Source organism: Acinetobacter sp. 1542444, assembly GCF_000581835.1.
Taxonomy (GTDB): domain Bacteria; phylum Pseudomonadota; class Gammaproteobacteria; order Pseudomonadales; family Moraxellaceae; genus Acinetobacter; species Acinetobacter pittii.
This window is the reverse complement of the sequence record NZ_JEYA01000001.1, coordinates 87732-104412: the sequence shown is the minus strand read 5'-3', so window position 1 is coordinate 104412 and position 16681 is coordinate 87732. Positions and strand designations below refer to the sequence as shown.

Below are 16681 nucleotides of genomic sequence, written 5' to 3'. Positions count from 1 at the left end.
CTTTTAGTTTAAGCGACAGGTGCTAAGGTAAATAGCACTTGTCCTGTTTTTACGGTTTGCCCTTTTTCAATGGTAATGGTTTCGACCTTCATACGTTCGGGCGCAATAATTGGAATTTCAATTTTCATTGCCTCAATTACCGCAAGGGTTGCACCTTCTTCAACAATATCACCCGATGCACATTCAATTTTCCAGATTGACCCCGGCATGTGTGATTCGACTGTACAGCCTCCTTCAGGAATAACCACTGTTTCGCCTTCATCAACAGCATCTAGGCTTTCAGAAATATATTCTTGCAAGCCCGCTTCGTGCCAACGGCGGCGTTCAGCCTCAAAGTTAGCTTGCTGTGTATCTTTAAAGGCTTGAATTCTGTCTTGATGTGTTTTTAAAAACTCGTTGTATTCTTTTAAGTTAAGCACACCATCTTCAATACGAAGTTGTAGACGACCTGCCTTAAAGTCTTCTCGCATTTGCAGAAGTTCAGCCTCAGAAACTTCATAAAACTTAACTTGGTCAAAAAAGCGTAATAACCACGGTTTGCCATCTTCGAAGTCGGCATTTTTACGATAACGACTCCACATTTGAGTGGTACGACCAACAAACTGGTAACCACCCGGCCCTTCCATACCGTACACACACATATACGCACCGCCAATGCCGACCGCATTTTCAGGTGTCCAAGTTCGCGCAGGGTTATATTTTGTGGTGACTAAACGTTGGCGTGGATCGAGCGGCGTCGCAACGGGTGCACCTAAATACACATCGCCTAAACCCATCACCAAATAGTTTGCGCTATAGACCACATCTTTAACCGCTTGCTTAGAAGCTAAGCCATTAATACGGCGAATAAACTCGACGTTATCTGGGCACCACGGCGCATCTGGTCGAACAATTTGTGTGTAGCGCTCGGTGGCAAGTTGAGTTTGTGAATCTTCCCAAGCTAAAGGTAAATAGACAGTTCGTGAAGGCACCTGCATATTTTGAATATCGGGTAACTCGGCTTCTGCTTGTTGAAGTTTCTGTAAAAGCTCAAGTTGATCGAGCTGGATTGAATCAAAATGAATTTGTAGTGAACGAATACCCGGTGTTAAGTCGATAATACCCTGAATGTTTTGATCTTTGACCCATTGCATGAGTGCATGAATACGGAAGCGTAAATTTAGGTCAAGTACTAACTCACCATATTCCACCAACAAATAGCTATTTCCTGCTGGTCGATAGGTCACGCTTGGTAAGTCAGCTTCACCTTCTAAAGTTGCCAGAACGGCATCTTTTAAAGTGTCGGGTTCTGCTTGAATAGCTGGATTAAAATTGATTAGCGTTGTATCAGTTGTGGTTAAGCTTTGATGATATTTTTGATCGAGTGCTTTCGCTTGTGTATAACTCACAGGTACAAATTTGACCTTATCGCCTGCTTTAAGCTGCCCGATTTTCCAAAGCTCGGAATGAATCACTACCGCAGGACAGACAAAACCACCTAGGCTCGGACCATCTGGCCCCAAAATAATTGGCATATCGCCGGTAAAATCAATTGCCCCAATCGCATAAGCGTTGTCGTGAATATTGGAAGGATGTAAGCCTGCCTCACCGCCATCTTCACGCGCCCACTCAGGTTTTGGTCCAATTAAGCGAATGCCTGTGCGGCTTGAGTTATAGTGAATTTCAAACTCATTGGAAAAGAAGGTATCAATATCTTGTTTGGTGAAAAAATCTGGTGCGCCATGTGGCCCATACATGACTGCAATTTCCCAGTTTTGGGTAAAGCTAGGAATTTGCGCTTGAGCTAAAGCTGTAGTCGATTGAGCGGAATATTCAGTAATCGGCAGCATATCGCCAATCAATAAATTACGACCTGCATATCCACCAAACTGCCCTAAAGTGAAAGTCGCCTGTGACCCTAAATAGTCAGGAACATCAAAACCACCTTTCACACCTATATAGCTACGGCAACCTGAACGGATAAGCCCACATTTTAAAACTTGGCCTTTTTTTACATTGACGGTTTGCCACATCGGCACAAGTTCACCATCAAGTTTTGAAGGCATATCACCGCCCGTAATGACAATTTGGCTATCGCAGTGAAACTTTAAAGTTGGCCCTTGCAAGGTACATTCAAGCCCTGCCGTATTTGGTTCATTGGCCAAAAGCTGGTTTGCCACCGTTAAACTGAGTGGATCAATAGCACCTGATGGCGGTACACCGACATCCCAATAACCTAATCGACCTGTTACGTCTTGAATTGCGGTTTGAATACCAGACTGCAATACTTCAATTTTTTGAGTTTTCCATTCAAACGTATTTAAAAATCGGGTGGTTTGAGTACCCAAAGCAAAGACATCGCAAGCAATAATGTTTTGCAAATATTCCAGATTGGTTTCGATGCCTGCGACTTGCGTATTTGCAAGACTAGCATTCATTGCCTCTATGGCTTGGTCCCGTGTTGCAGCAGTCACAATGATTTTGGCAATCATTGGATCATAAAAAGATGACACCGTTGAACCTGTTTCTACCCATGTTTCGACTCGCGCTTGCGGGTCAAATTTAACATGTGTGAGTAAGCCTGCACTCGGCTGGAACTGTTTAATTGGGTCTTCGGCATAAAGACGAACCTGAATGGAATGTCCTGTTGGCTCTAACTTTTCAGTCGGTGCTGACCAGTCACCGCTTGCCAAGGTAACCATCCACTCGACCAAGTCCACACCAAACACTTGCTCAGTCACGCCGTGCTCGACTTGCAAACGCGTGTTGACTTCTAAGAAATAAAATTCTTGGGTTTCGGTGTCCATGACAAACTCAACTGTGCCCGCCGAGCGATAGTTCACCGACTGCATGAGTTGAATCGCAACTTTTTGAAGATAGTCGCGTTGCTGTTCATTTAAATGTGGTGCGGGTGTTTCTTCAATCACCTTCTGATTACGGCGTTGTACCGAACAATCACGCTCACCCAACGCTAAAACTTGCCCTTGCCCATCACCAAAAATTTGTACTTCGATATGGCGTGCATGTTGTACAAATTTCTCTAAATACAAACCCGCATCTTTAAAATTGACCTGCGCTAAATAAGATACGGTTTGGTAGGCATCTTTTAATTCAGTTTCATTCCAGACCAGACGCATACCAATACCACCACCGCCCGCGGTACTTTTCAGCATGACCGGATAGCCAATACGTGCTGCTTCGGTTAAGGCCTCGGCTTCATCGGCAAGTAGTGAACTGCCCGGAAGTAAAGGTACATTGCTTTTAATAGCGAGTTCACGCGCAGTATGTTTTAAACCAAAGTCGAACATTTGGCTTGAAGTTGGACCAATAAAAGCGATACCTTGGCTTTCACACAAATCACAAAACTCGGCATTTTCAGACAAAAAACCATAACCCGGATGAATGGCTTCTGCTCCCGACTGTTTTGCAACCTCAAGGATTTTTTCAATATTTAAATAGCTTTGATGCGCAGGTGCAGGACCAATCAAGAAAGCTTCATCGGCCAAAGTCACGTGTAGAGAATCACGGTCGGCCTCGGAGTAAACTGCAACCGAAGCGATCCCGAGTTTTTTAAGGGTGCGAATGACGCGACAGGCAATTGCACCACGGTTGGCAATTAGAACTTTTTTAAACATGCCTACACCCCTTCCGCTTCACGGACAACCAGTTGAATTTTGGTTGGGTTATAGGCATTACATGGGTTATTGAGCTGAGGACAATTGGAAATTAAAACTATTAAATCCATTTCTGCCCGAACTTCTACATATTTACCCGGTCCTGAAATTCCGTCATCAAATTTAAGCTGACCGTCTGGTGTCACAGGCACATTCATAAAAAAGTTAATGTTTGGGCCGATGTGACGTACATTTAAGCCATGCTTTTTTGCAATCGGATGTTTTGCCAAGGCATACATAAAGTTGTTACGGCAACTATGCATAGGATACGTTTCATGTGCATAGCGAACTGTATTACTTTCACATGAACAGGCACCGCCAATGGTGTCATGGCGCCCGCAGTTATCATCATGAATAACGGCAATTGGACGGCCAAAGTTACTATAGAGCTTGGTGCCCTTTTCTAAATAGATTTGTTGGTTGATGGCCAAAGTGTCCATTGCGCTATAACGCTCAGTTGGATTTTCGGCACTCATAAACAAAGTATCGACCGCTTGGTTTCCTTCCAGGTCAATAATTCGAAAATATTGGCCCTTTTTAACCTCGCACATCCACGCTTCACCCGCAGGACAAACTTCATTTAAAACTGCTTTTTCAAATGATTGTAAAACTGTCATGATGCTTCTCCTGATTTAAATATTGCTAAGCGCGTAGTAGCGGGCTGTGTTTTGAAACGCACGCTGATTTTGCGAACACGCATCACGACAAATATCGCTGTCTGTTAGTAAATTGGCTTTAAATAAACTGAGTTGAATATCGGCAGGTTGATAGCATGAACTGGTGTCTAAACCATGCGGCGCGGCAGATAAAAATAGCAGACAGTCCATTTCAAAACGCAATTCAATGGTTTGATCGGTGTTATCAGAACTGACATATGACAAAGCGCCATTTTTATCTGCCGCAACTTTAGAAAATAAATTAACGGCGGCACTGAGGTCTTGGCTGGCAAGTCCGTATTTGCACATTTCAATGAGTAAACTGTCTAAGCCGTTTTGGTACATATCATTGCGGGCATCTTGAAATGTGCGCGCACCAAATTGCTTTTCAATTTGCTCAGGTCGGCTCGGGCCACAAAGCGCATCATTCCAACCATGATCGTCATGAACAATGGAAGCCATGACACGACCAAGGTCTGAATAGAGTACATTGGATGCTTTTAAATAGGCTGTGTGTTGCCCTTTTAAACTGTCAGGCATGTTAAAACGTTCAAGCACATCGGCAGCATTTACACAAAACAAAGAAACGTTTGCTTGCGCGCCAAGTGATTTAAATCTAAGAATGGTTCCCTTTTGAATACGGCCCGACCAGTGATGTCCTCCGGGTAAAAGTTCGGTCCAAATCGCCTGATTGTTGTGATAATTTGCAGTGTTCATAGCTACTCCTGTCGGATAGTTTTAGACTTCCTCCCGGGCTTTTATCCCTCCGTGTAGTTCGCTAGGAACCGTGAACTCTCGGTCCAGTCATACATGAAGTATCGGAACCCTAGATCACTTTTGATTGTTTATAACTATGCAAAGGACATGCCAGCTTAGTATTACGTTTTTGATTAAAAGTAATACTAAATTTGAGCAATTTGGGTGCGGTTTAAAATAAAAAGTAAAAAGCTGCACTAAAAGTTGTGCATTTCAAAATAAAAAAGCCCCTTTCACTAAGAGGCTTAAGACTAAATTATAAGAGAGCGTATTAAGGAAGCAGAATCACCTTACGACAGTCCTCTTCTCTTTCATTAAAAATGCGGTAACCCTCTGCGGCATCTTCTAATTTCATTCGATGGGTAATAATCGTTTCAGGTGTTAATTCGCCACGCTCAATCAATTCTAAGAGTTGCGGCAAATATTGATGCACATGGGTTTGTCCCATTTTAAAAGTCAGGCCTTTATCAAAAGCATCACCAAATAAGAAACCATGAATCGGGCCTGCATATACACCCGGTACACTAACCACCCCACCACGGCGAACCGCAGCAATGCATTGACGCAGTGCTGCACCACTTGAACCTTCTAGTTTTAAATTGGTTAGGACTGTTTCAATCACACTGCCTTTAGCCTCGAAACCAATTGCATCAATCACAGCATCAACACCGCGATAATTGTCAGTATGTTGAATAATAAATTCGGCAGCATCGACTTCGTCAAAATTCACTGGAATGGCACCGTATGTTGCCGCTGCATAATTCAATCGATAGTCATTGTGATCGACCATAAATATCTTTTCAGCACCGAGCATCTTGGCACAAGCAGCACTTAACAGTCCGACTGGACCAGCACCATAAATTGCAACGGTCGAGCCACGCTTCACTTGGGCATTGGTCACTGCCTGCCAAGCCGTCGGTAAAATATCAGTCAAGAAAAGTACTTTTTCATCTGATAATGAAGTGGGTACTTTAAAAGGGCCTTTATTGGCTTTTGGCACGCGCACATATTCCGCTTGCCCGCCCGGTACACCGCCGTAAAGATGACTATAGCCAAATAAAGCCGCACCTGGTGGAATCTGCTTTTTATTAATAATTGCACCGCGCCCTGTATTCGTAGTTTCGCAAGCAGCGGTCAGGTCTAGTTGGCAAAAGAAACATTCGCCACAGGCAATTACAAAAGGAACAATGACACGATCCCCCTTTTTCACTGCGGTGACGGCTGGGCCGACTTCTTCAACCACACCCATAAATTCGTGCCCAAAGATATCGCCCTGTTCGGTTCTAGGGATTTTGCCTCGGTATAAATGTAAATCAGAGCCACATATCGCTGTGGCAGTCACGCGTAAAATAATGTCATCTGGTTCTTGAATAATAGGGTCTGCTACTGTTTCTACTCGAACATCTTCGGCACCGTGGTAAGTTAGAGCGCGCATATTGTTATTCCTCTATTTTCTATCATGTCCTTTGATTATGAGGAGGCTTTCTTTACGGTTTGCAACGATTCTTACTTTTCACGTAAGGCATATAGTTCAAATGCAACGCGATAGGAATTTCAGTAACATTTAATGAATATAGGATTGTTTCTGCTAGGGATGTTTTTGTTATTTACCCCAACAAAAAAAGCCAATCATCTCTGCAATAAAATGACTGGCTTTGTCTTCAAAATTTGACTCAATCTAACTTAAGTTGTTGTCTGAGCTTTAAGATATCGACCAGGCCTTTATCTCTGGTTTGATATAAATCGATATCTTTATATTGTGTTAATAACTGGTTAGTTTCTGCTTCCAATAATTCTGTTGTCTCGTCTGAATGTTGAAATGCATGCATATCGTTCCACCATTCTGTCATTGGTGGGCCTAAATGATGAATTGCTTCTTTAAAGCCCTTTTGGTTGGCAAGCTGCATATTAATGTAAGGACCAAAGAGCGCCCATCTTAAACCCGGCCCACTGGTAATCGCGACATCGACATCTTCGGCAGAGCACACGCCTTGTTCAACCAATGAAAAAGCTTCTCGCCATAGCGCAGCCTGCAAACGGTTTGCGACATGCCCTTTTACTTCTTTATTTAAAACGATTGGATTCTTGCCCAGCTGTTTATAGAACTCAGAAGCCTGTTTTAAAATTTGAGGATCAGTCAAATTACCGCCAACGATCTCGACCAAAGGTAAAAGATGAGGTGGATTAAAAGGATGACCTAATAAAATACGTTCAGGATGTTGCGCCTCTTTTTGAAAATCAGACACTTTTAAGCCCGATGAACTTGAAGCAATAATGGTATGTTCAGGGCAATATGCTGTGATTTCTTGATACAGCTGTTGTTTCACATCCAGACGTTCAGGGGCATTTTCTTGAATAAAATCTACATCTGAAACTGCATCTTTTAAATTATTAAAAATTTCCAGATGAAGCAGTACATCTTGCTGAGAATAACTTGGTTCAGCGTTTTGGTCTAAAGCCAATAAATCATTTAAATTTGCAGATATTCTTTTTTTAAAGACCGCTTCATCTATAGGATACGGGTCGTAAACATTAACTTTAAATCCTTTATATAAAAATAAGGCCGTCCAACTTGCACCTATTACACCCGCTCCAACAACACCAACCGTTTTAATGACTTCCATATTTTCCTCGTACAAATGTTGTTTTATTCGAAATTTCTTAACTCATATGAATGCTAAATAAACATAGCAGATTCAACCAATCAATAAATTTAATTGTTTATATTTTATATAATTTGTCCTATATTCCTTAGCTTGAAAATTGTTTCCTTTCATTAGTACAACTTAATCTTTTACCATTTTTTTAACCGTTATTTACTGAATTTTATGTCAAAAAATCTAGCAACATTGATTGGTTTAAGCGCCATTCTCATGTGGGCATCTCTGGTCGGTCTGATGAAACAAGTCAGTGCCGCCATTGGACCTGAGCTAGGTGTTACCTTTATTTATTCTTTAAGTGCGCTACTGTTGCTTGCCATTTTCAAAGTTCCAGACTTTAAGCAGATCTCTAAAAAATACTTAATATTTGGCACAATCCTGTTCGTGGCTTATGAGGTGTGCTTTTCATTTGCGATTGCTTATTCTCAGACAGCACGGCAAGCAATTGAAATTAGTATTGTTAACTATCTGTGGCCGAGTTTAACTGTTTTAGCTTTTGTTATTTTTAAGGAATTAAAGTTTAATTTCCTTATTATTTTAGGTCTAATGCTTTCAATTTTCGGCATTATTTTTATTCAAACTGGTAGCGGTGATTTTAGTCTAAATAGTCTTGTCGATAATTTTCATAGCAACCCACTCAGCTATATTTTGGCATTTGCAGGCGCCATCATTTGGGCTTTTTACTGTGTACTCACCAAAAAATTAAGTAATGGGCAAAATCCAATTTCCATTTTCTTTGTTGGTGTCGCGCTCACTCTATGGTTCAAGCTGCTTGTGTCGGGGCACTTTGCCATCCCTTCAATGGATATTCCAGCTCTCCTCACCCTTTTAGTTGCTTCTGCTGCCATGGGTTTTGGTTATGCCGCGTGGAATATTGGCATCATTCATGGAAACATTACCGTGCTTGTGATGGCCTCTTATTTCACCCCGATTATCTCGTCTATTTTGGCGATGTTTGTTTTACAAACTCAACTTTCAATGAGCTTTTGGCAAGGAACAGCAATGGTGACGGCTGGTTCCTTTATTTGCTGGGTTTCAACCAACTGGTCTGTGATTCAGCCTTTCTTTAAAAAATTAAGAAAAGGCCAAAAAGCATTGTAGATATATCGCGATGCTTTTTTTTCAGACTCATAATAACTCCGACGAAGAAGAATTCCCCCATTACCCAAAGCGTGTTAACATCCAAATTCTGACAATCACCAATGTCAAAATAATTTCTAGAGGGAATAAGATGTTAAAAACTCAAAAAATCAACATCGTACAAGAATTTGATGCACCCGTAGATAAGGTCTTTGCGACTTTAAGTGAGCATGAAAACTTAAGTAAACTTTTTGCTCCTGCTAAAGTGACTCGCATTAGCAACGGAAAAGACGCTCGTAATGGGGTTGGCTCTGCACGCAAAATGTCTATTCCATTGACCCCTTCATTTGTAGAAACCAATTTAGTCTACAAAGAAAATGAACTGATTGAATATGCAATTACGAGCGGCATTAGCCCAATTAAAGGTCACCGTGGTGTCATGAAATTTACTGACTTGGGAAATAATCGTACGCGTTTAGATTACACCATTAGCTTTAAAGGTCGCGTTCCTTTTATTGGCCCTATTATTAAAGCCGCTCTACAAAATGGTGTGAGTCGCGGACTTAAAAAACTTAAGTTTTAATCGCCACGCCAAAAATAAAAAGCCCAATCACGGGCTTTTTGTTTTGATGACTATTGGGGCTATCTCTTAGACATCATTAATAAAAAATACTCTACTAACTTGTCTTGCTCACTTGTCTGGTTTTTACTTAAAAGCTGAATCATTCCCCCATCCACTATAAACAAAAACATCCGTGCATCGTCAACTGAAGCCTCAGTTTTGACTGTTAAAAGCAGTTTATAAATTTCATTTACAAGCCAAGTTCTATATTCAATCGCAATGCGATAAGCCATTGGATAGAGCGTTTTAATTTCAAATATTGCCTTAAATAGCAAATAATAAAGGCCATTTAAATTGGTATGTAGAAGGTAAATCTGCTTAAGTTTATCGAGCACCATAAGTTCATTGTAAGAATAGAGAATCGAAATTACCTTGTCTTTGAGGGCATCTTTTTGAAAAATGAGGCACCTCTCAATGAGTCTTTCTTTTGAGTGAAAAGCATTATAAAAAGTGGCTTTGGAGGTTTGAGCTTCTGCAATAATTCGGTCAACCCCCACCGTGTTAAATCCATCTTGAGTAAATAAATCTTTTGCTGTGTGCAGCACTCTGAGTGCTCTAAATGAAGATTCTAAATTTTTCATATATACCGCTTAAAATAATTTTTTGTTGTATGTGAAAGAGATAGAAGTGCCGTCACTCTTAAATTGAGTGCTAAAAACAGGCATGCAAAAGCGGCACTAAAGGTGTGCTCGCCTATCTCGGGTTTATTGTTGCTATGTTTTAGTCGTAACGATGTTTAGGCGTAAAAACCTAGAGTCGATTAAGCCGATTTACAAATTGTTTAAACGATATGAATAGAGAGATTTTGGCAAAGGCCAAAAATTGAGAAGAATTAGTACGCATAGTGGACTCCTAGATGAAATAGAAGTTCTACCAGATCACTGCTAAATGATTATGGTGGCAGAACGAAGAAGGGTTAGCAGACCAGTCATCTAGGAACTGGCACGCCCGAAGGCGTCCCTCCTCCGTCCTACCGCTACGAAGGGGGACGAACGAGTTCATCACCAAAAAATTACTTTTTTGATGTTCTAGATGAAAACGGTCTGCTAAAACCGACTGGCAATGTAGGCCAGCCCGCAAAGGATAGTATTCGCTATTGTTGGCGTCAAGCGTGTGAAATGACATTTGTATTAAAGTAGAGCGGTTGAAGGAAATAAAAAAATAGGTAAGTCAATCATCATTGAAATTCAACTTACCCTAATCCTATTAATTTTAGATAAATGTTCTATAAAGTTTTTTGACTATATAAAATTAAATTTTTATGGTTCAACCATTTCACCACTATAAAAAACTCTATTGTAATTATTCGTTAAACTTAAAGTCATTATTAAGTGATCTTGATCCAATTCATTAAACTTAGAAACCTCTATTGTTCTTCCATTATCACACTCATATAAAGCATATATTGACAACTCCTTATCTATAAGCTTGGAGTATCTAGTTTCTCCTTCTAAGTGATTTTTAGTATAAGTACAAGTTCCAGAAGTATTTAATTCAGGTCTATTAGCATTTTTAAAATCCATATTAAAAGAGATTCCTTTTTCATCAATGAAATGGATATCTAATTTTAAGTGTGAGGGTCCTAAAGTAGTTAAATTAGGTGAGCTAAGATTTGTCGAAGTACTTTCATTTAACTCCTCCTCTAATACTTTAGGTTGCTCTTCTTGAGATGAAATATCAATATCCTTGGTATAGGAAGCACTACTCTCAGTTTGATAATCAATATTATTTATAGGATTGTTAAATTTATTCTCATCTTGATATACGCTATCAGTTTCACTATAGGCTGGTTGCTCAACATAGCTTTTCGGTGAATTCAATAAATAAATTATAATTCCTATACATACAAAAATAATTAAAATTAAAAAATAAATAAGTGATTTACCTTTTCTTCTTTCAGGTTCTGTATAAACAGTTTTTAAATTTTTCTCATAGGAATTCGATTTTGAAAATTTATTCTTTAGCGTATCAAAACTTAGACCAATTGTTCCTAGAACTGTTATAGCTGCCATAACAATTAAAGGAGCAATAACTGAGCCTAAAATAAAAACACCTACTGTCCCCATAAAACTATGAGGTTCTATAATTGAATAAGCAACATAGTAAGGCAATAACAAAGCTAGAATATAAATACACCAAACAAAAAAATATCCGAATATTAGTAATAATGCCTGCACAAATAAGCTCCACCCAAGAATTTATCCCAGTGTAATATATTGAGCTGTTATTTGTTACTATTAAGGCTATTTAAATAATCAATCTTGTATATAACTAAATATACTCAACCTTATTTTTTCTACTTAATATTAAAAATACTTTAAGCTTTTTTGAGATTATTTTCAGCTGTAATCTTCAAATTAATTTTAGCTAGAGTTAACGAAGCAAGAACCAAGTAACCCACCTAATCCATCAACTTTTTACGGCGATACAATCCACAGTTCCCAGAAAATAGTGCTGCCAACAAACAAGTAATAATTGCATAAGTGGCAACATTCATTCCAAATAGCTCAACAGCTAAAATAATAGATGTTAACGGTGCCTTACTCGCCCCTGAAAACAGACTGACCAAACCTAAGCCAGCAAGCAATGAAATTGGCAGATTTAAAACCGCTCCTAAAGCATTACCTAATGTCGCACCTACATAAAAGAGTGGCGTAATTTCACCACCTTTAAAGCCTGAACCTAAAGTGATGGCAGTAAAAATGGTCTTGTTAAAAAAGTCGTAAAACTCAATCGGTACATAAAAAGATGAAATGATTTTATCTGTACCCAAACCGTTGTATTGCTGATGCGCAGTGAACAACGTAAGTAGCATAATGACAATACCACCCGCCATCGTTCTTAATGGCAAATACCGAACGTATTTATAAAAGACGTCACTCGCAAAATGAATGGCTGCAATAAAGAAACGTGCGACTAAACCAAAGATCAGCCCTGCCACAATTAAGTTCATAAGCGTGCCAAAATGAATGGCTGGAAACTCACTAATCACATAAAAAATATGCGGATGAACAATATCAAATAGCTCAGGTATGGCCGATGCAATCAGCGCCGAAACAAAACATGGAAAAATAGCTGAATATCTTAAATTACCTAAAGCGGTAATTTCTAACCCATAGATTGCACCCGCTAGAGGCAAACCAAACACCCCTGCAAAGCCTGCACCGATACTGGCGATTAAACAAATTTTTCGGTTATCTTCCGAGACTTTTAATATATGACTCAAGTGGTCAATTAAGGCACCTGAAAGCTGAACCGCAGGCGCTTCACGCCCTGCCGAACCACCAAATAACTGCGTTAAAATTGAAGTAATAAAAATGATAGGGCTCATTCGTTTTGGAATAAACGACTTAGGCTGGTGAATTTCATCAATCAGTAAATGGGTTCCCCGCTCAATCGGTGATCCATATTTTTTAATGAGATAACCAATACCAAAACCCACAAAAGGCAAAAAGTAGATGAGCCAGTGATGCAGGCTTCGGACTTTGTTTGAAATATCAAAAGCCACAAAAATTAAAGTCGATGCCAACCCCGCGACGACTCCAATCACGATCGAGATGACGAGCCAATAGACACTGTATTTTAGAATTTGATCATATTCAGATGAAGGTAGAATTTTCATTCGCTTTCTTCAATTCGCCTTTGAGTGAGTGCCAAATTCTCAAATTGTTTTTATGCTGCCAGCTCATTAAGTGAGAAATGCTTAAACTGGGCTAAAAATTAAAGCCCGCATAAGCGAGCTTTCAATACAGTGATTAATTTTCATATCACTAAACTGTGATAAATATCTCACAATTAGGGCTGATTTTCAAGCTGAAAATGGTTAACGAGTACTGCGAAAAATAACGAACTAAGTGAATAAATAAGCATTCGATTTGACCCAATCAAACTAATGCCTAATCGGGTCAAATTATTTAATGAAGTCTTAATTAATACTCGCAATCACAGTTTCCGCATGACAGGTCGCGCCCTTCTCTGCGCCAATCTGAATAACGCCACTGCGGTGCGCCAGTACCTGTACTTCCATTTTCATGGCTTCCATAATGGCAACCACTTGACCTTCGGTGACTTGCTCGCCATTTTCGACTTTCCAAGCGCTAATCACACCATTAATTGGAGCAAGTAAATGCTCGGCACTCACTTCTGGCTCAGCGGTTTGTGCTTGAACTGCGGTTGCTGGACCTTGTGCAAACATGCCTGCTGGTAAACCTAGACGGTGTAACTTGCCATCAATTTCAATGTAGCTGAGTAGCATTGGTTGTTGATGGTTTGGAATGCCACGTTTGGTTGGCTTTAATTCTTGTTTAAAGTCATTTTCAATCCAGCGTGTATGTACATTAAATTCATCTGTAAAGTCAGGTTCATTAAGTACCGCGCGGTGAAAATCTAAAACCGAAGCTACGCCTTCAATTTTAAATTGTTTTAAAGCACGTTTAGCGCGAGCAATTGCAACTTCGCGGGTTGGACCAGTCACAATTAGCTTTGCCATGAGTGAGTCAAAATGGCTAGACACTAATGACCCAGTGCGAACACCTGTGTCTACTCGTACACCGTTACCAAACGGCGCTTCAAATAAACTCAATACACCAAACGCTGGAATAAAACCACGTGCTGGGTCTTCGGCATTGATACGAAACTCAATGGCATGGCCTTGTGCTTTCGGTGTTTCTTTAATAGAAAGCTCATGGCCCTGTGCCACGCGAATTTGCTCAACCACCAAATCAACTTTGGAAGTTTCTTCAGTCACTGGATGCTCAACTTGCAAACGAGTATTTACTTCTAAAAATGAAAGCTTGCCGTCACGGCTCAGTAAATATTCAACTGTGCCCGCACCCACATAGTTTGCAGCCTGACAAATGTTTTTTGCCGAGGTTAAAATTTGCTGATAAATCTCATCGCTAATAAATGGCGCTGGTGCTTCTTCGACTAACTTTTGGTTGCGGCGTTGCAATGAACAATCACGTGTGCCAAGCACCACAATGTTTCCATGTTGGTCTGCTATCACCTGCGCTTCTACATGGCGCGGTTTATCAAGATATTGCTCGACAAAACATTCACCACGACCAAAAGCAGCTTTTGCCTCTCGCACTGCCGACTCATAAAGCTCTTTGACTTCTTCGAGTTTCCACGCGACTTTTAAGCCACGCCCACCGCCACCGAATGCGGCTTTAATGGCAATTGGTAAACCATATTGTTTGGCAAACTCTAAAGCTTCATCTGCATTATTAAGTGGGTCTTGCGTACCCTGAACCAAGGGCGCACCAACGGAAGCAGCAATTTTACGTGCTTCGATTTTATCGCCTAGTTTTTCAATGGCACTTGGTGATGGCCCTCCCCATTTTAAGCCCGCATCAATCACGGCTTGGGCAAATTCAGCACGTTCGGATAAAAAGCCATAACCCGGATGCACCATGGTCGCTTTCGATTTTTTTGCAACTTCGATAATGGCAGGAATATTTAGGTAAGTCTCGCTAGCAGTTGCACCAGCCAAACCCCATGCTTCATCTGCAAGTTCGACATGCATGCTGCCAATGTCATCATCTGCATATAACGCGACTGAAGAAATTCCCATGTCACGGCAAGCATGAATAATACGAACGGCAATTTCACCACGGTTAGCAATCAATAATTTTTCTGTATTCATCTTTCATTCTCAAAATCTGTAAATTCGGCAATTTTTTTAAATTTGATGCGGCAACCTGCCGGAATCTGTGCCACCAAATCCCAATGGTGTTTAGCAACTGAAGCAATGACCGGATATCCGCCCGTTAAAGGGTGATCATTCATAAACAAAACGGGTTGGCCACTCGGTGGAATCTGCAAAGCGCCAATACATGTGCCTTCACTTTCCAACTCGTAGGTAATTTTGCGAGTTAAAGCCTGCTCCCCTGAAAGTCTTAGCCCGACGCGGTTGCTTTCATTGGTTACCAGCCATTCTTGTTCACAGAGCAGTTCAATACTGTCTCGTTCAAACCAGTCAGTGCGTGGCCCCATCACAATATCTAGCTCAACGACTTGGCCAGCTCGCGGTAAGTCGGTTTTACCTACTTCATTTACGCTAATGTTGGCTGCCTTTACCTGCCCTTGATAAATGGTATCTCCAAGTTTTAAAGGCTCTGGCCCCAACACTGCCAAGCTGTCAAACGAAGCACTATTGAGCACTGGTTCAACGTCTATACCACCACGAACTGCTAAATAATTTCTTAAACCTGCTGTTGGTGGCTGAATTTGAAATTCATCGCCTTTGTCCAAATCAATCGGTTGATAGCTTGCAAAGTCTGCGGTTTGTCCGTCAGCAAATTTCACACGAATGTTTGAAATAGCCCCAGCCACCGCAATAACGCCTGCATGCTGCATTTTGGCTTTTAAACCACCATTTAAAACTTCAATGACTGGTGTATCGGTTGGATTACCGACAATACGGTTAGCACTGTGCATGGCAGATAAATCCATTGCACCAGCAAGCCCAACACCAATATTGGTCTGATTTAAGCGTCCTTCATCTTGAATGAGCATCTGTAAACTTGGCGCAGTGATCTTAAACAGTGACACAGATTGTTTAGGCTCAACCGTACGCGTGATTTGCTGCGGTACAGTCACAGTTGTCGGGCTATGCGTCACATCTTCAAAATGTAAGGTCATGCCCGGTAATAGCAATGCAGGATTTTTACGCTCTAAATCCCACATTTTTTCTAATGTTGTCCCAATAAGCTGCCAGCCACCCGGACTGTCTTTTGGGTAAATACCAGAGTATTTTCCAGCCAAGCCCAAAGAACCTGACGGTATTTTTTTACGCGGAACCGTTAAACGTGGAATATCGGTAAAAGGCTTATCGGGACTGCTCATATACGCAAAGCCCGGCGCAAAACCAATAAAAGCCACATTCCACACACTTTGGTGATGTTTTCTAATCACATCTGCCACAGACAAACCTTGTAGCTCGGCAACTTGAGCAAGGTCTTCACCGTCGTAACGAATCGGCACAATCACTTCTTGGCTACTACGCTCAAATCCAGAATCAATTTTGAGACTCTGAATTAAAGCAACCAGCGTTTTAAAGTTGGTTTCGATCTCATTAAAGAAAACCAAAATTGTTTTTGCAGCAGGGACTAAGTCTTTAATTCCATTCAATTGCGTATTTTGCAATTTATTGTACAACGCCAAAGTTTCTTCTAGGCTCGCAAGCTCAATCAGAAAACAATCAGCGTTTACCGATAAAAAACGCATTTGCTTATCCTTTTAATTCTTCTTTAG

Annotated in this window: 12 protein-coding genes and 1 riboswitch; of the genes, 2 read left to right on the top strand and 10 right to left on the bottom strand. The window is 40.7% G+C overall.

Going from position 1 to position 16681, the window contains the following annotated elements; translation table 11 throughout:
- Positions 1 to 8 precede the first annotated feature (8 nt).
- From uca to J580_RS04990, 5 genes are all read right to left on the bottom strand, one after another.
- A complete protein-coding gene (gene uca / locus J580_RS05010; protein WP_032003291.1) occupies positions 9 to 3614 on the bottom strand; it encodes an urea carboxylase in 3606 nt (1201 codons plus the stop codon).
- 2 nt (positions 3615 to 3616) lie between these two features.
- Positions 3617 to 4270, bottom strand: a complete 654-nt coding sequence (locus J580_RS05005; RefSeq protein WP_000217380.1) for an urea amidolyase associated protein UAAP2 — start codon at positions 4268 to 4270, stop codon at positions 3617 to 3619.
- A gap of 15 nt (positions 4271 to 4285) precedes the next feature.
- Positions 4286 to 5026, bottom strand: a complete 741-nt coding sequence (locus tag J580_RS05000) for an urea amidolyase associated protein UAAP1 (protein WP_032003290.1) — start codon at positions 5024 to 5026, stop codon at positions 4286 to 4288.
- A 28-nt stretch (positions 5027 to 5054) separates the two neighbouring features.
- Positions 5055 to 5150, bottom strand: a riboswitch (guanidine-I (ykkC/yxkD leader).
- Positions 5151 to 5336: 186 nt separating this feature from the next.
- Positions 5337 to 6500, bottom strand: a complete 1164-nt coding sequence (locus J580_RS04995) for a zinc-dependent alcohol dehydrogenase (RefSeq protein WP_017402877.1) — start codon at positions 6498 to 6500, stop codon at positions 5337 to 5339.
- 238 nt (positions 6501 to 6738) lie between these two features.
- Entirely contained in the window at positions 6739 to 7689 is a 951-nt protein-coding gene (locus tag J580_RS04990) for a 3-hydroxyacyl-CoA dehydrogenase NAD-binding domain-containing protein (protein ID WP_032003289.1), read from the bottom strand.
- A gap of 204 nt (positions 7690 to 7893) precedes the next feature.
- Between J580_RS04990 and yddG the strand changes: the two genes are divergently transcribed.
- Both yddG and J580_RS04980 read left to right on the top strand, forming a co-directional pair.
- Complete coding sequence (yddG, locus tag J580_RS04985) at positions 7894 to 8826, top strand: aromatic amino acid DMT transporter YddG (protein ID WP_032003288.1); 933 nt, start codon at positions 7894 to 7896, stop codon at positions 8824 to 8826.
- A gap of 130 nt (positions 8827 to 8956) precedes the next feature.
- A complete protein-coding gene (locus tag J580_RS04980) occupies positions 8957 to 9388 on the top strand; it encodes an SRPBCC family protein (protein ID WP_002114206.1) in 432 nt (143 codons plus the stop codon).
- A gap of 59 nt (positions 9389 to 9447) precedes the next feature.
- Here the strand turns inward: J580_RS04980 and J580_RS04975 are convergent, their stop codons facing one another.
- The 5 genes from J580_RS04975 to J580_RS04955 all read right to left on the bottom strand — a co-directional run bounded on the left by J580_RS04975 (position 9448) and on the right by J580_RS04955 (position 16654).
- Positions 9448 to 10008 carry a TetR/AcrR family transcriptional regulator gene (locus J580_RS04975; protein ID WP_032003287.1) on the bottom strand — a complete coding sequence of 187 codons (561 nt, stop codon included), beginning with the start codon at positions 10006 to 10008 and terminating at the stop codon, positions 9448 to 9450.
- Positions 10009 to 10686: 678 nt separating this feature from the next.
- Entirely contained in the window at positions 10687 to 11604 is a 918-nt protein-coding gene (locus tag J580_RS04970; RefSeq protein ID WP_032003286.1) for a hypothetical protein, read from the bottom strand.
- Positions 11605 to 11828: 224 nt separating this feature from the next.
- Entirely contained in the window at positions 11829 to 13049 is a 1221-nt protein-coding gene (locus J580_RS04965; protein WP_017400097.1) for a chloride channel protein, read from the bottom strand.
- A gap of 303 nt (positions 13050 to 13352) precedes the next feature.
- The gene (locus tag J580_RS04960; protein ID WP_032003285.1) at positions 13353 to 15071 is read right to left on the bottom strand and encodes an acetyl/propionyl/methylcrotonyl-CoA carboxylase subunit alpha; all 1719 of its coding nucleotides are present in this window, start codon (positions 15069 to 15071) and stop codon (positions 13353 to 13355) included.
- Complete coding sequence (locus J580_RS04955; RefSeq protein ID WP_032003284.1) at positions 15068 to 16654, bottom strand: urea amidolyase family protein; 1587 nt, start codon at positions 16652 to 16654, stop codon at positions 15068 to 15070. Before J580_RS04955 ends, J580_RS04960 begins: the two co-directional genes overlap by 4 nt.
- Between the last annotated feature and the right edge of the window lie 27 nt (positions 16655 to 16681).

Bases quoted from the DNA above. Each gene is read 5' to 3' on its own strand.
- uca (WP_032003291.1), bottom strand. From the start codon at position 3,614: ATGTTTAAAAAAGTTCTAATTGCCAACCGTGGTGCAATTGCCTGTCGC.
- J580_RS05005 (WP_000217380.1), bottom strand. From the start codon at position 4,270: ATGACAGTTTTACAATCATTTGAAAAAGCAGTTTTAAATGAAGTTTGT.
- J580_RS05000 (WP_032003290.1), bottom strand. From the start codon at position 5,026: ATGAACACTGCAAATTATCACAACAATCAGGCGATTTGGACCGAACTT.
- J580_RS04995 (WP_017402877.1), bottom strand. From the start codon at position 6,500: ATGCGCGCTCTAACTTACCACGGTGCCGAAGATGTTCGAGTAGAAACA.
- J580_RS04990 (WP_032003289.1), bottom strand. From the start codon at position 7,689: ATGGAAGTCATTAAAACGGTTGGTGTTGTTGGAGCGGGTGTAATAGGT.
- yddG (WP_032003288.1), top strand. From the start codon at position 7,894: ATGTCAAAAAATCTAGCAACATTGATTGGTTTAAGCGCCATTCTCATG.
- J580_RS04980 (WP_002114206.1), top strand. From the start codon at position 8,957: ATGTTAAAAACTCAAAAAATCAACATCGTACAAGAATTTGATGCACCC.
- J580_RS04975 (WP_032003287.1), bottom strand. From the start codon at position 10,008: ATGAAAAATTTAGAATCTTCATTTAGAGCACTCAGAGTGCTGCACACA.
- J580_RS04965 (WP_017400097.1), bottom strand. From the start codon at position 13,049: ATGAAAATTCTACCTTCATCTGAATATGATCAAATTCTAAAATACAGT.
- J580_RS04960 (WP_032003285.1), bottom strand. From the start codon at position 15,071: ATGAATACAGAAAAATTATTGATTGCTAACCGTGGTGAAATTGCCGTT.
- J580_RS04955 (WP_032003284.1), bottom strand. From the start codon at position 16,654: ATGCGTTTTTTATCGGTAAACGCTGATTGTTTTCTGATTGAGCTTGCG.